Genomic DNA, 15,913 nt, shown 5'->3' on the forward strand with positions numbered 1-15,913 from the left:
GGTTATATAAAATCATACTTAAAAAGCAACAAAGTTTATGAAAATAACCTAGATTATAAACAACGAAAAGGTGGCAGATTCTAACGCAATTCATAATCGCGTTGGAGTCTGCCACCTTTTTCAATTCCACAATGTAATACTTTTCTTATTTCGTAAACCATTCCAATGGAACTAAGACTAGTGAAGGGAACATTATAAGGACAAAGACAACTATGACTTCTGCTAGTAAAAATGGCCAAACGCCTTTCACAATATCGTCTATTCCAATTTTCCCAACACCAGCGGCGACGTTTAAGACCGTTCCTACAGGTGGAGTCAATAGCCCGATACAAGTAGTTAACACAAAAATTAACCCAAAGTAGACTGGATCGATTCCTGCTGAAATAACAACTGGCATAAGTACAGGTGTAAGAATTAAGATTGTAGGCGTTACGTCCATCGATGTTCCTATAATAAGTACAATAAATACGATGATGATCAGTAATAACGTTTGATTATGCATAAAAGGTTCAAGTATTCCTGTTAATTGCCCAGGTATATTTGCAACTGTAATTAACCAGCCTGACACCATCGCTGCTGCAGCCAATAACATAACAACGCTCGTAGTTTTTGCAGCCGCTACAAGTACCTCATAAAGCTGCGCGAACTTTAATTCTCGGTAAATAACCAAACCAACAAATAAAGCATAGAACGCTGCTACTGCAGCAGCTTCCGTTGGTGTAAAGATCCCTCCGCGTAAACCACCAATAATGATAACAGGTAATAGTAATGCCCAAAATGCGGAGATCGTAGCTTTTAATATTTCTTTACCAGATTTACGCGGCTTAGACTCCATTTTTTCTTTTCTTACAACAATTGTCCAAGTAATTGTTAGGAAAACTGCGAGAATCAGGCCAGGTACGATCCCAGCCATAAATAATTTTGTAATGGAAACGCCAGCCGTCACCCCAAAGACGATCATCGGAATACTCGGTGGAATAATTGGAGCGATGATCCCGCCAGCTGCAATCAATCCTGCTGAACGATTTCGATTATACCCTTGACTTACCATCATCGGAATTAGAATAGCACCAAGTGCTGCCGTATCCGCAACAGCTGAGCCAGATAAACCCGCAAACAAAACACTCGCCATAATTGCTACATAGCCTAAACCGCCACGAACATGTCCCACACAGGCCATCGCAAAATTAATAATTCGTTTGGAGATTCCCCCTGCATTCATCAACTCTCCAGCAAGAATAAAGAAAGGAATAGCCATAAGAGGGAAATTATCAGCACCTTGAATTAAGTTAGAGGCTAGAATTTGGGTATCAAAAATGCCCATTGCTAACATAAGTCCAATACCGCTAATTATTAATGCAAAGGCGATCGGAATTCCCAAAGCCATGGCACCTAGCAAGAATATAATAAAGACTGCTAATGTCATTTCTTCTTCGCCTCCGTTTTGTCTTTGACATTTTCAAGCTCTGCTAATTCTACAATTTCCTCAGAACCTGTCGTCATTATTAATTGGCTCATATCCTTTTTAAAAATAAATCTAAATAACTTAAATAGAATAATAAGTATCATTGCGCCGCTCATGATTACACCGAATACGTAAATATATGCGTAAGACATTCCAGTAGCTGGTGCTGATAAATCCACATTAAGTAATGTTAATTTCCAACTTCCATCAAAAAGGAATACTAGTGTTATAAGCAATATAATATTACTAATGGTATAAACTACTTTTTTGCCTGCTAATGGCAGCTTTTTAACGAATGAATCTACTCCCAAATGCTCATTATCTTTAAATGCAAGGATCGCACCTAAAAAAATTAACCAAACAAACAAGAACCGTGATACTTCTTCAGACCAGGTGATTCCTGAATTAAAAGCATATCGCAAGACAACATTTGTGAATACAAAGATTGCCATCAGTGACAAGCAAATCACGATTACGAGTTTTAAAAGAGCATCAATCTTGTATACTAATCCTTTCATCGGTGACAACTCCTTACAAAAGTAGAGAAGGGTTCTTCATATAGAACCCAAAATCTCTACTAAATGATTATTTTCCCGCTTCTTTAATCTTTTCGACCATTTCTTTAGCCCATGGATATTCACTGTAGTAATCTGCGTAAATTGGTTGAACTGCATCTTTCATTTGCTGCTTGAATTGATCATCTGGAGTAATAAATTTCATCCCTTTTTCAATAAGGAACTTCTTATCATCTTCATAGCTTTCTTCTGATAATTGCCACTCATAATCTGAGTATTCTTTTGACGCTTCTTCAATAGCCTTCCTTTGATCGTCGGATAATTTTTCCCAGAATTTCTGATTAATGATTAATACGTTTGGAGTAAATCCGTGACGTGACTCTAGAATATGCGATTGAACTTCATTAAATCCTGAAGATTTAACAACCCCGATCGGGTTATCTTGTCCATCAACAACCTTTTGCTCAAGTGCTGTAAATACTTCTGAAAGAGGCATCGGAGAAACGTTCGCTCCTAATAATTGACCTAATTTAACAAATACAGGTGTATTTGGCATACGAAGTCTCAGACCATTAAAATCATCCATACTTGCAACTTCTTTACTAGAGGAAACCATTCTAAATCCATTCGCGCTCCATACTAATGGATGAACACCATGTGTACTTGCAAGTTCATCAGTTAGTTCTTTTCCTATCGGTCCATCTAACACTGCTTTCGCATGTGTGAAATCATTTAACAAAAATGGCCATTCAATAACGCCCATTTTCGGAACATCCGCTTGCATGATCATGCCTGGAAGTCCCATTTCAATTGTTCCGTTACGAACAGCAGTGTAGAAATCCTTTTCTCCACCAAGTTTATTGTTTTCGTAAATTTCAACTTTCAATGTACCGCCTGATTTTTCTTCAACTAGCGGTTTGAATTTCTCAAGCAATGCAATGTTTTGCGGATGATCTGGTGCATAATAATTCGCTAATTTAATCGTGTACGTTTGATCTTTTCCATCTGCTTCATTTGAAGCTGTTTCTTGCTTATTTCCGCAAGCTGATAAAATGGATGCGACTACAAGAAATAACGCAAAAACGAGTCCTAATTTTTTCATTTTCTTAAACTCCCCTTTTTGTTTTTGGCTGTTTTTCGTAAACTTTGTTGCTATTGAACCAAATAGTGGTGAAGTTGATTTCCGCTCCTGGATGCTCGCTTTCCGCGGGGCGGGCGGTGAGCCTCCTCGGCGCTCTGCGCCTGTGGGGTCTCACCTGTCCCGCTATTCCCGCAGGAGTCTCGCACCTTCCGCTCCAATCAACTTCATATAAAAATCTATTTAAAAACAACAATCATTTAGAAAGCAGCCTTTGTTTTTTATATAGTGATCATGGCCTTGATTGTATTTGATTCCGGTTCCATGAACATTTCAAATTTCTCAATAATTTCGTAAAATGGTGTTTTAGAAGTAATGAATTCATCTGTGTTAATTTGCCCTTGCTTAATCGTCTGTACGACATATTCTAGATCTTCTCTCGTCGCATTTCGGCTTGATAATAACGTTAGTTCTCTTTTGTGAAACTCCGGATCTGGGAAGGTAATATCTGCTTGGACAAGTCCTACATAGATCAGACGTCCGCCATGAGCGGCAAATGTATACGCATTATTCATAGAATTCGCATTTCCGGTAACATCAAAGACAGCGGTTGCAAATTCACCATTCGTTATTTTCTTAATTTCTTCAAAGGCATCTTCATTCGCTGCGTTTACAGTATAATCGACTTCTGCCCATTTGCGGCAAAAATTTAGACGCTGTTCATTCATATCAACAGCAATCACTTGAGCACCTGCGAGTTTCGCATATTTCATGACCCCTAATCCAATTGGACCTGCCCCAATCACAACTGCAAACTCTGCCTTTTTTATATCTGCACGTCTTACAGCATGTGCACCAATACTAAGACATTCAACAATTGCTGCCTGATCTAAAGTAATATCATTTGTTTTCATGAGATGTGTAATTGGAACTGCAAGATATTCCTGCATCCCGCCATCAATATGAACGCCAATCAGCTTTAACTCCGTACAACAATTTGTCTTTCCACTGCGGCAGGCGATACATTTTCCACACTCGAGGTAAGGGATGATTGCAACATTATCCCCAACCTTGAAATCGTTCCCATTTGTCGGAATACTCACAATCTCTCCAGACAATTCATGACCTAAAATGCGTGGATAAGTGAAAAACGGCTGCCGGCCTCGAAAAGCATGGAAATCAGTTCCGCAAATGCCGATCCGACGAATTCGAATTAAAGCTTCACCTTCTTTTAATGAAGGTATTTCTATATCTGTCATGATAAAATTATTTGGCTCTTTTAAAACTAGACTGTTCATGGTGATAATCTCCTTAAGATTTTTAAAAAAATTGATGCAATGTCTCATTTACCGGTAAATCTATGGATAACGATAGATTTGTCCCGACTGCCCCTTATTTACCGAAAATAGCAACGATCAATTTACTTTAATGGTGGCGCTTTCTTTTCTATAAAATTGATATGTGAAATGTTACATATCACATTTATAGAATACTATCTTTTCTTTTCTCTCGTCAATACTTTTTTTATATTTTGAAAACTTTCTCCTTATTTAGTGATAGCAGTTGTTTTCTTTTTACAAAAGAAACGATATAATTAAACTTATTAAACTTAAATTTGATTTTGTCTAATCTCCCCATGACATGTTTCATGTTAGATTTGTTAAGGGCTATTATCCCATCTGATTAGATAAATGATCATTGGATAAACAGGAGGAATACTCAACTTGTCTAAAATTGAAACTTCACTTTTGACTAAACAAGTGTACGATGTTTTGCGCGGAAAAATTATTGGGCGAAAATATACACCTGGTGAAAAACTAGATATTCATAAATTAGCCGATGAGTTCGGGGTCAGCCGTTCTCCAGTAAAAGATGCAATTAATCATCTTGTTCATGAGGGGTTAATTGAGATCATTCCACGTAAAGGAACTTATGTGACTCAATTAAATTTTACTGAGTTTATTGAAGTAATTGATGCACGTTTAATGATAGAAATGTGGGCAGCAAAACGAATCATCAACATAATAACTGATGAAAAAATAGATGAATGGGGACGAATTGTTCAAGAGATGGATTCTTTGCTTGAAGTTACGCCCTTTCCGTTTGAGATGTATAGTAAATTAGACATGCAATTTCATAAAATGTTAATTGATTTGGCAGAAAATACAAAAATAACGGAAATCTACTCCTCATTAAACACACACGTATCCCTGTCCCGAATCGTCCACTCCACTTCACTAGAGAGTACAATAACAAGACATAAGGATCATCGACGATTATATGAAGCTATGCTGGAACGAGACTTGCCTAGTATTTTAGGAACATTAACACTGCATATTGAAAGTTTAAAAAAGGAAGCTGAATTGCGGTGGAATGAGGTAATGAACTAAGTTAAATGGATAACACAACTTCGGTGTAGATGACATAATTCGCTTGCTTTAACTAAATGGATAAAAAGAATAACAGAAAAAGTGCATAATAAAAGGCTCATCCCAAAACGGATGAACCTTTTTTATTGGACAGCTTTCCAAACTTGCTCATAAACTTTTTTTAGAGGGATGCCATGCTGCTCTGCAATTTGACGGCAATCCTCGTATTCCGGCGCTCGCTGGACAATTTGTCCTTCATGGATGCCTTCTTTGATCGTTACAGGACCCCACTCCGTCTCAATTTTCACAAACGACCGCTCTAATCGATGAACGGTTAATGGAAAATAACGCAATCCTAAAGTCGTTGTTTCTTTAAAAAGGATTTCTTTCATCCGGCTCACTTTTTTTTTGCTGCAAAGGAGCTGAAGCAAGATGCCTGGCCGATTTTTTTTCATATAAATAGGTGTATAAAACACATCATTGGCCCCTGCCTCGAAGAGCAAATCCATTACATAGCCAAGCCATTCACCAGAGATATCGTCAAGGTTGACTTCCATTTTGACCATTTGATTATCGAAATGTTCATGATTTGGTGGATGAGAGACCATCAGGCAGTCTCCTTTCACTTTAAGATAATATAGTCTTTTCCTGCTCCCATTCCATAAGGCTGTTTTGGTAAAGTTTATGTTATCGGACCGTTCCTTTTCGCTACTGGCACTTGCCTTCCGCTCCAATCCACTCATCGTTTTCAATGGTAACAAAAGCAACAATCTATTATAAAACAGCCTTCCACAAACACACACAAAACCCTACTCTCCAATAATGACTCGGAGGACGTTAGGATGGTTTTTAAAGGTTTTTGTACCAGCTCCATAGCCAATTGCCTTAATCCTCATAGAGGGAATCGAACAAAATTCTTCTGCAAGTACGGAGACAATCGCTGCCCCTGTCGGTGTCGTAAGTTCGGCTCTAATATTCGACTGGTCAATCGGTACTCCTTTTAAAATTTCAAGTGTCGCAGGAGCAGGTACCGGATAAATACCGTGGTCGATGTGTATTCTCCCTGTTCCCACAGGAATTGGTGATGACTTGATGACGGATATTTCTAATTGATGAATTAAGATGGCTGCACCGATAATATCAATAATCGAATCTACGGCTCCCACTTCATGAAAATGAACTTGCTCGAATGGGATGCCATGGATAAGCCCTTCCGCTTCGGCAATTTTTTTAAAGATTTTAAGAGCTGTTTCCTTCACCTGATCGGAAAAACTAGCACCCTCTATTAACCTGACTATATCTTTGTAGGCCCGATGGTCATGGTCATGATGATGGTGATGCTCCTTTTCATGATCATGATAATGAACGTGATTATGTTCGTGATTATGATGATGGTCAAGCCCATGTTGGTGATCATGACTATGCTCATGACTAGGCCCATTCAGCACCACATCAAACTTTGTGCTGGTAATCCCATTCTTTACAATCTTTTTCCACTTCAATTCATATTCATCCTCAATCTGAAGCTTTTTTAATTCTTCTACTAACAGATTAGGATCGGCTCCCGCATCAATAAGCGCACCAATGACCATATCTCCACTAATTCCAGAAAAACAATCAAAATAAAGTGTCTTCATTTTTTCCTGCCCCTTTTTGTGCAAGCTGATGAATTAAGACCGCGTTATATCCCCCGCCAAACCCATTATCAATATTTACCACACTAATACCAGAAGCACATGAGTTTAACATCGTAAGCAAGGCGGATAATCCATTGAAATTTGCTCCATAACCAATACTCGTCGGGACCGCAATAACAGGATGGGAAACAAGTCCGCCTACCACACTTGGGAGCGCCCCTTCCATTCCAGCAACAACAACGGAAACCGTCGCATTTTGAATTTCTTCCAGATGATTCAAAAGCCGATGAATCCCCGCTACACCAACATCATAAATACGGTGAACCTTGCTTCCTAATACTTCTGCGGTGACCGCCGCTTCCTCTGCAACTTTTAAATCAGATGTACCAGCGCAAATCACAGCAATGTACCCTTGAGAGTCTTGGACATTTTTGTTATGCTCTTTCCAAAATAAAATGCTAGCAATTTCATTATATATGAAATCAGGATATACGCTTTGGATCATTTCCGCCTTTTCTTTTGAAACTCTTGTCACGAGCACTTGGTTATTTCGTGCTCTCAACACTTGAATAATCGAAATGATTTGTTCCGCCGTCTTCCCTTCCCCGTAAACCACCTCGGGGAAGCCTTGTCGTTTCTTTCGATGGTGGTCAACCTTTGCAAAGCCTAAATTTTCGAATGTTGCTAATTCTGCTTTTGCTTCTGCTATACTAAGGGTCCCTTTTTGAACTTTCTCTAAAATTTCCTCAAGCATTCGATTCCCCCCTTACTTACCCTAAAAATACTTAGCCATGTCATTTGCAAAGTTTTCATAGTTCTCATAAATCTTCTTATAAATTTCACTGCTCTCCTTATTCGGTACAATCGCTTCGCCCATTGGGATATTCTTTTTAATGTCCTCAAAGGAATTTACTTTACCAATGGCAACTAAAGCCGTCCATGCTGCTCCCCATGCTGCACTATGGTGGCTTTCCGGAACATAAATTTCCGCTTCAAATACATCTGCCATCATTTGCAGCCATAATGGGGATCTAGCTAAGCCGCCATTAACATAAATTTTTTGGGGTTCCCCAGCTAGCTTCTCTAAAGCCTTCCCGATTTGATAGAGATTAAAAGTAATTCCTTCTAAAACTGCACGGATAAAATGTTCTTTTTTATGTGTAACCGATAACCCATAAAAGTTCCCTTTTGCACGCTGATTCCAAATCGGTGCTCTTTCACCATTTATATAAGGGAGGAAAATGATCCCATCCGCTCCAGGAGGAACCTGCTCTGCCTCTGCTAGGAATTCTTCATAGCCTCCTTGGTCATTTAAGAGATCTTTTAACCATTGTAAGGCAATCCCCCCATTATTCGTCGGGCCGCCAATGATAGAAGAATCCTCAGTAAAAGAGTAGCAAAAGGTTTCTTGATTTTCGCTAATTTTATCTCCCTTTGTAATTTGCCTGATGGCTCCGCTAGTGCCAACTGAAACAGCGACTTCACCTGGGAGTATCGCACCAATCCCTAAATTAGCCAATTGGCCGTCAGCAGCCCCAACTACAAAAGGCAATTCCGGAATAATTCCCATTTCGTCAGCAATATGACGATTGATTCCTGTTAATGTTCTAGTCGGAGGAACAATTTCCGATAGCTGCTCTTCTCTTATTCCAGTTAGCTCTAATAATTCTTGGTCCCATTTATGCTTTGTCGGATTAAATAACCCTGTTGCTGATGCCATCGAATAATCGATTACTCGCTCATTAAACCAGCATTGAAGTAAATACTCCTTAATCGACATAAAGTATTTTGCCTCTTTGTATGGTTCATAATGTGTTTCTTTCATCCATAATAACTTTACAAATGGTGTCATCGGATGAATGGGTGTTCCTGTCTTCGAATAAATGTTCTTGCGTATTGTTTCTGATAATTCTTCAGCTTGTTTATTGCTTCTTCCATCGGCCCAAATGAGTGCAGGTGAAATTGGCCTGCCCTCCTCATTCACACAAATAAGGGAATGCATCGCAGCAGAAAAACCGAGCGAAATCAACTCATCTTTCTCGATAGCGGCTTTCTGGATCGCTTCCTTAATAGCTAATACAGCAGATCGCTCGATTTCAATTGGATCTTGCTCCACCCAGCCTGACTGCGGGTAATAAAATGTGTTCATTTTTTCCGCTTCTGCAATTATCTTTCCATTCGTGTTAAAAATACATGCTTTAACACTTGTCGTTCCGATATCAAGTCCCATTACAAACTCTCTTGACATGATTCATCTTCCTTTTTTCCAATAATAGAGAATAATGTTATTAATAATGCTGCTTTATCGTTAATATAAAAGGCCTTGGATCTTTCCAAAGCCTTTTGTACTTTTTTTAACCTAATTTAACTAAGAACCTTGTTCATACTGCCGCTCTGATAGCCAATTAAATCTAAAGTTATATATTTATATCCGTAATCTTGGAGTTCTCTAACAATAGAGGCATGGTTTTCAAGAACAGTTTTCATATCATTTGGTTCGACCTCAATCCTGGCAATATCCTGATGAGTTCGGACCCGTACTTGACGGATATGAAGGGATTTTAAAAAGCTTTCCGCTTTCTCAACCTTGGTTAGTTTTTCTTTAGTAATATAGTCACCATAGGCAATCCTGGAAGATAGACAGGCAAATGAGGGTTTATCCCATGTTGGCAAATGAAGTTCACGTGAAAGCTCCCTGATTTCTTGTTTAAATAAATCAGCCTCTTGAAGCGGACCGCGAATCCCCTTTTCCTTCGCGGCTTGCATGCCTGGTCGAAATTCATTCATATCATCGGCGATAACTCCATAAATTACATTTTGAAAGCCCTTTTCTTCCATGACTGGGATTAAATGATCAAATAAACTACCTTTACAAAAGTAGCATCGATTTTTATCATTCACAGCATAACCAGGAATCGCTAATTCGGACGTTTCAATCACTTGATGTTTAACACCGATTTGCCCTGCTAATACTTTTGCCTCTTCTAGCTCACTTGAGGGATATGTTTCAGAGCAGCTGTTACAGCAAGAACATGATCAGCACCTAATGTGTCGTAAGCCGCCTTTAAAAGGAACGTACTATCGACTCCTCCTGAGAATGCAACAACTACTGATTCCATTTCTCGGAGAATAGATGTTAATTTCTTGTATTTCTCTGCTAACATTGTCTCATCTCCCTTTATTTACTTTCTCTATTCTAAATCCAACCAATGTTAACTTATTTTATAATGGCGTTACTGTGTGAGTATCTAGATTAAATAGTCATGCTTCCAAATCCACCATCGACACGGATCAGTGTCCCTGTAACAAAGCTTGACGCTTTTTCAGATGCAAGCCAAACGGTAGCACCTTGTAGTTCTTCCGGTGAACCAAATCGATTCATTGGTGTATGGTTCATGATCGACTCAATTCTTTCTGGGCTTAAAATTTTCTTATTTTGTTCCGCCGGGAAAAATCCTGGAATAATTGCATTAACACGGATGCCATTTGGTGCGAATTCACGCGCTAAAAACTGTGTCACACTATTGAGCCCTGCCTTTGAGACAGAATACGTAAATACCCTTGACAATGGTGTGGTCGAAGAAACAGAAGAGATATTAATAATGCTTCCTTTTCGTTCCTGCTCAATCATTTTCTTCGCAAAAATCTGGCATGTTAACACGATTCCTTTTAAATTAATATCCATTATTTTGTCCCATTCGTCCATTTCAAGTTCAAAAAACGGGGTCGCACTATTCGTACCTGGTGCATTCAAAAGAATGTCCCATCCGCCGGACCACTGTTCAATTTCACTAGCAGCTTGAACTAAAGAGTCGCGTGAGCTAACATCTGCTTGAAATGCCTTTGCTACTCCGCCATTATTTTCGATTTCCTTAACAACTTCCTCTGCTTTTTCTAAATTACGGCCAACAATTGCAATTTTTGCTCCGTGTTCTGCCAACCCTATTGCCATTGATGATCCTAATACACCGTTTCCGCCAATTGCAACCGCTGTTTTTCCGCTTAAATCGAATAATTGTGTCATGTCTCTACTCTCCCTAAATTATCAAATTCACCTTGGCGTATTTGCGCCCAGATTTTTACCTTAGTTGCTCGATAAATTCCTTTAAAAAATCTGAGGCATCCGCTGGAGGCTTAACTTTATTAAGCCAAGGTTTGAACCCCCACTAAATTGGATACCTATTTGCATTCATCTCCCCACTTATAGAAGTGGCGACTTTTACTGAATAAAGTTAAAATAAGTTCCCTTTTTCGTCGAACGGGAAATCGAAAAGATCTGAACTCTGTTCCATATTCGGATGTTTTGCCACATATTCGAGCAAAGCTTCAGATACTTCAATCTCACTTAGCTCTAAAGTATTCTTAATCCGAACCATCTTTACATTTTTAAAATCTAAGATATTGCTTGTTTTAATCGCTGCTTGAATCGTTTCGCGATCATTAGGCAATGTTGTTGCTATTTTGGTCGGCGCCACAACAGTAGATGTCAACCCATTTGCATATGTCGCCTCTAAATCCATCTTGTCTACAAGTCTTTGCGTAGTGAAATCAGCTGTTCCTACCCCGTTCGCATTCCCTTCAGTTTGGGGAGTTAAATCGAGTACGACCATTTTGTTGACATCTGGCCCTCCGTAAGCATAAGGGGTTGGATAGCGGCCTGTAATATTCGGATCCATTCCATCTCCACTGATGTTTTTCCCGATTTGATCAATCACAAGAACTTCCAATTGTTCAAAGAAAAGCTTTGGTAATAATTCTTTTGCTTTTATTTGCAGGCTCGCTTCTTTTTCATTAATTTCTTCTGGCGTAAGCACTTCCACAATCGCCACTTTATCAAAAGCATTTTCAACCGTTGCCACACCAAAAAGCACCGGCTGCTTCTCCATAATCATCTGTGCCATTGCTGGGACGTTTTCCGCCATATATTTAAAACCCAATTGATGACAGGCTTCTGCCCCTTTTTGCTTCCCTAAACCAATACTGATCATTTTCATAATTCCGCTTTCAACCGGTCCCCGGAAGGCGGTGTGTGGCTTCACTCGATTAATGACGACAATGCCATCTGCTTTGGTTGCGAATTTATCGACATAAACAGGCAATCCATTTGGCAACTCACCAATCTTAACTACCTCCATCGAGGAGCGAATCTCACAACCGACGCTTTCCTCGGTAACGCCAAGATGCGCTAAAACTTCGGTCTGCCCCTCGGCTGTTGCACCTCCATGGCTTCCCATACTCGGTACGATAAATGGCTTTGCTCCTAATTCTTTTAGAAATTGCACCGTTACCGCAGTTAATTCCACGAGACGATCAAGACCCCTGCTTCCAACTGCAATTGCGATTTCCATTCCAGGCTGAACTTTTTTCTGAATATGTACTTGCTGTAATTTTTCATTCAGCGCATGCCCAAGATCATCGATCATCTTATCATCAAACTTCACTTTAACTTTTGCCATTTTTGGCACTGGAATATCTTTTACTAATTCTTGAAGAATACCCATGATCTCCCTCACCCCTTCTTATCAAATTCGCCTTGGCGTATTTGCGCCCAGATTTTTATCGTGCTTGCTCGATAAATTCCTTTAAAAAATCTGAGGCATCCGCCGGAGGCTTAACTTTATTCAGCCAGAGTTTGAACCCCCCACTGAATTGGATCCTTTTCCCATTAATCCCGCCACTTATATCGTTTAGACTTTTGCTGAATAAAGTTAAAATGTTCCTCATGAGATCACATTACATGTAATATAAGACCGCTCCAAACCATTTCCCTAAAAAAAAGAGGCAATTCCAAGCTGAACTAAGCTGATTGCCTCTTATATTTATGGAAGAATACTTTTATTTATTAAATCAATCTCTTACTCCATCCAGTTCGTATGGAAATCTCCTTCTTTATCCACTCGGCGATAAGTATGCGCTCCAAAGTAGTCCCGTTGTGCCTGCAACAGATTTGCTGGAAGAGTTTCTGTCCGATAGCTATCATAGTAAGCAATAGCGCTTGCGAACGAAGGCACTGGAATCCCACGCTCAATTGCCACTGCAAGAACTTGACGTAACGCTTGCTGATAGCTTTCAACAATTTCTTTAAAGTAAGGATCTAATAAAAGATTCGCTAATGCTGGATCTCGGTCGTAAGCTTCTTTTATTTTTTGTAAGAATTGTGCACGAATGATACAGCCGCCCCGGAAAATCATCGCAATATCACCATATTGAAGATTCCAATCGTATTCTTCGGACGCAGCACGCATTTGCGCAAATCCTTGTGCGTATGAACAAATTTTACTCATATATAATGCTTTGCGGACTGCTTCTATTAATTCTTCTTTATTTCCTTCATAAGTTTCCGCTTCTGGACCATGAAGCACTTTACTAGCCTTCACACGCTCATCTTTCATTGCTGAAATACAGCGGGCAAATACAGATTCAGTGATCAATGGAAGCGGAACACCTAAGTCCAATGCATTTTGGCTTGTCCACATGCCTGTGCCTTTTTGTCCAGCTTTATCTAAAATCAGATCAACGATTGGTTTACCTGTTTCCTCGTCTACTTTTGTAAAAATGTCTGCGGTAATCTCAATTAAGTAGCTATCTAGTTCACCTTTATTCCACTCAGCGAATACATTATGAAGCTCAGCTGCACCTAAGCCAAGTACATTCTTCAGAATGAAATACGCCTCTGAAATTAATTGCATATCTCCGTATTCAATCCCATTATGAACCATTTTCACGTAATGTCCGGCACCGTTTGGCCCAATATATGTACAACATGGATCCCCTTCAACCTTAGCTGAAATAGCTTCTAAAATTGGCTTTACAAGATCATAGGCTTCTTTTTTACCGCCTGGCATGATAGAAGGACCTTTTAATGCGCCTTCTTCACCACCGGAAACACCTGTACCAATAAAATGGAATCCAGCAGTTTCTAGCTCCTTATTTCTTCTGATTGTATCTTGGAAGAAGGTATTGCCACCATCAATAAGGATATCGCCTTCTTCAAGATATGGCTTTAATGAATCGATTGTAGCATCTGTTGCCTTACCTGCTTGAACCATTAATAGTATTTTTCGTGGCTTTTCTAGAGAATTCACAAATTCTTCAATTGTTTGTGCGCCGACAAAGTTTTTCCCCTCTGCCTCGTTTTTAAGAAATGCTTCTGTTTTATCGTATGAACGATTATAAACAGCAACAGAATAGCCTCGACTTTCAATATTCATTGCCAAGTTCTTTCCCATCACCGCTAAACCGATAACACCAATTTGTTGCTTAGACATAACTTAATCCCATTCCTTTCTAAATGAACATAATTTTATAAATATCAATATTTCACATAGTACCATTATCGTTCCAAAAAAGCATATTTCTTTATTATGATTACCAATATCCCCTGTTGTTTGTTCAAGAAACTTCCTTCATAATGTGCTAATCCTTTTTCTACCTAGTTAATATCACGGCCTACTGTAAACCTTTTCAAAAATAATAAAATGTAAACGAAAGTTTTATTATTTTAATTTGTTTATTAAACTAATTAATTATATACTTAATTTATCACTTTTATAATAATTCGTCAATTGAACTCATTGGTAAGTAAATACGAATCAGCAAGCCCTTATCATTTAAGGTACTGTTATAAGAGAGACGCATGAATGATGCTCGAATGGAGGATATAAATGGTTACCGGTGATGCGGCTTATATAAAAAAAATCAATCGGTCTTTAATCATCAGTGAAATTGTAAAGGAAGGGATGATTTCAAGGGCAGATTTATCCAAGGTTACAGCATTAACGAGAGCGACCGTCTCAGCACAAGTTGCAGACTTAATCGATGAAGGACTGTTAGTAGAGACACAACTTGAGCATAATTCTGTCGGAAGAAAACCGATCATGCTTTCTTTAAACAGGCAAGCAGGCTATGTGATCGGTATTGACCTTGATTATGGTGAAATTTCTTTTACACTTTCAGATCTTATCGGTGTACCCGTTTCGTCAACAGTTATTGAAATAAATACGACCGACTATTCGGAGATTCTTCGTCTATTAATTGAACAGATTAACAAATACAAAGAAGGTTTCATAGAAAGCCGCTACGGAATTGCTGGAATTGTTATTGGTATCCATGGGCTGATATCAAAAGATGAAGTCATTCACTATGTCCCTCGTTTTCAGTGGCATAATATTAACCTAAAGCAAGATTTAGAAAAAGAAATCGATATCGCAATTTCTCTCGAAAACAATGCGAATTTATGCTCTTTTGCCGAGCGAGTATTTGCACACCATGATACAGATAACCTATTATGTGTAACCCTCTATTCTGGCATAGGTCTCGGGATGATGATGAACAGTGAGTTTTTTCGGGGGAATGATGGATATGCAGGTGAAATTGGCCATATGATTGTTGAACCTAGAGGGAAGCAATGTGAATGTGGAAACAAAGGATGCTGGGAGAAGTACGCGTCCGAATCCATTATATTAAAACTACTCGCCGAAAAAAAGGAAGTTAAGAGTCTGACTTATGAGCATATTCAAAGCTGGTTTGATGAAGGCGATAAAGTTGTATACGAACAGATGGAAGAATTTATTTACTACCTTTCCATTGGCTTGAATAATATTATTAACATGTACAATCCAGACGTGCTAGTACTTGATAGTGAACTGCTTCGTATGTTTCCAGAATCCGTAAATAAAATTAACAAAAATCTGAATTCCTCCATCAGTCATTATCGAGAATTGTTAATTTCTTCAATCGGCAACAGTGCGTGCAGTATGGGTGCTTGTGCACTTGCAATTAAACAGTTCTTAGATGTTCCAATGCTAAATCTACCACTCGAAGGCTAAGATGTTCAAATGGCTATATGA

General features: G+C 38.9%; 13 protein-coding genes and 1 pseudogene. 2 read left to right on the plus strand and 12 right to left on the minus strand.

Going from position 1 to position 15,913, the window contains the following annotated elements:
• Positions 1–145: 145 nt before the first annotated feature.
• From BGM26_RS17305 to BGM26_RS17320, 4 genes are all read right to left on the minus strand, one after another.
• A complete protein-coding gene (locus BGM26_RS17305; RefSeq protein ID WP_217041410.1) occupies positions 146–1,426 on the minus strand; it encodes a TRAP transporter large permease in 1,281 nt (426 codons plus the stop codon).
• A complete protein-coding gene (locus tag BGM26_RS17310; RefSeq protein ID WP_217041412.1) occupies positions 1,423–1,983 on the minus strand; it encodes a TRAP transporter small permease in 561 nt (186 codons plus the stop codon). Before BGM26_RS17310 ends, BGM26_RS17305 begins: the two co-directional genes overlap by 4 nt.
• Before the next feature lie 67 nt (positions 1,984–2,050).
• On the minus strand, positions 2,051–3,082 hold the full coding sequence (locus tag BGM26_RS17315) for a TRAP transporter substrate-binding protein (protein WP_217041413.1): 1,032 nt from the start codon (positions 3,080–3,082) through the stop codon (positions 2,051–2,053).
• Positions 3,083–3,339: 257 nt separating this feature from the next.
• Entirely contained in the window at positions 3,340–4,356 is a 1,017-nt protein-coding gene (locus BGM26_RS17320; protein WP_217041415.1) for a zinc-binding alcohol dehydrogenase family protein, read from the minus strand.
• Between the two features lie 426 nt (positions 4,357–4,782).
• On the opposite strand from BGM26_RS17320, the gene BGM26_RS17325 reads away from it, so the two are divergent.
• A complete protein-coding gene (locus BGM26_RS17325; RefSeq protein WP_217041416.1) occupies positions 4,783–5,448 on the plus strand; it encodes a GntR family transcriptional regulator in 666 nt (221 codons plus the stop codon).
• A gap of 122 nt (positions 5,449–5,570) precedes the next feature.
• On the opposite strand, the gene larC2 is transcribed toward BGM26_RS17325, so the two are convergent.
• The 8 genes and pseudogenes from larC2 to gndA form a co-directional block, all read right to left on the minus strand.
• Entirely contained in the window at positions 5,571–6,035 is a 465-nt protein-coding gene (gene larC2, locus BGM26_RS17330; RefSeq protein ID WP_217041419.1) for a nickel pincer cofactor biosynthesis protein LarC2, read from the minus strand.
• Positions 6,036–6,236: 201 nt separating this feature from the next.
• The gene (larC, locus tag BGM26_RS17335) at positions 6,237–7,064 is read right to left on the minus strand and encodes a nickel pincer cofactor biosynthesis protein LarC (protein WP_217041421.1); all 828 of its coding nucleotides are present in this window, start codon (positions 7,062–7,064) and stop codon (positions 6,237–6,239) included.
• Positions 7,045–7,818: a nickel pincer cofactor biosynthesis protein LarB gene (larB, locus tag BGM26_RS17340; RefSeq protein WP_217041424.1), complete on the minus strand. Its 774-nt coding sequence runs from the start codon at positions 7,816–7,818 to the stop codon at positions 7,045–7,047. Before larB ends, larC begins: the two co-directional genes overlap by 20 nt.
• Before the next feature lie 21 nt (positions 7,819–7,839).
• On the minus strand, positions 7,840–9,312 hold the full coding sequence (locus tag BGM26_RS17345; RefSeq protein ID WP_217041427.1) for a gluconokinase: 1,473 nt from the start codon (positions 9,310–9,312) through the stop codon (positions 7,840–7,842).
• A gap of 116 nt (positions 9,313–9,428) precedes the next feature.
• Positions 9,429–10,228 (minus strand): annotated as a pseudogene (larE, locus tag BGM26_RS17350) (ATP-dependent sacrificial sulfur transferase LarE).
• 89 nt (positions 10,229–10,317) lie between these two features.
• Positions 10,318–11,088, minus strand: a complete 771-nt coding sequence (locus BGM26_RS17355; RefSeq protein ID WP_217041430.1) for an SDR family oxidoreductase — start codon at positions 11,086–11,088, stop codon at positions 10,318–10,320.
• A gap of 208 nt (positions 11,089–11,296) precedes the next feature.
• Complete coding sequence (locus BGM26_RS17360) at positions 11,297–12,565, minus strand: nickel pincer cofactor-dependent isomerase, group 22 (protein ID WP_217041431.1); 1,269 nt, start codon at positions 12,563–12,565, stop codon at positions 11,297–11,299.
• 354 nt (positions 12,566–12,919) lie between these two features.
• A complete protein-coding gene (gene gndA / locus BGM26_RS17365) occupies positions 12,920–14,332 on the minus strand; it encodes an NADP-dependent phosphogluconate dehydrogenase (RefSeq protein WP_217041434.1) in 1,413 nt (470 codons plus the stop codon).
• 396 nt (positions 14,333–14,728) lie between these two features.
• Between gndA and BGM26_RS17370 the strand changes: the two genes are divergently transcribed.
• Positions 14,729–15,892: an ROK family transcriptional regulator gene (locus BGM26_RS17370; protein WP_217041436.1), complete on the plus strand. Its 1,164-nt coding sequence runs from the start codon at positions 14,729–14,731 to the stop codon at positions 15,890–15,892.
• Positions 15,893–15,913 lie beyond the last annotated feature (21 nt).

Origin of the sequence: Bacillus sp. FJAT-29790 (genome assembly GCF_019039215.1) — a bacterium.
Lineage (GTDB): Bacteria > Bacillota > Bacilli > Bacillales > Cytobacillaceae > Cytobacillus.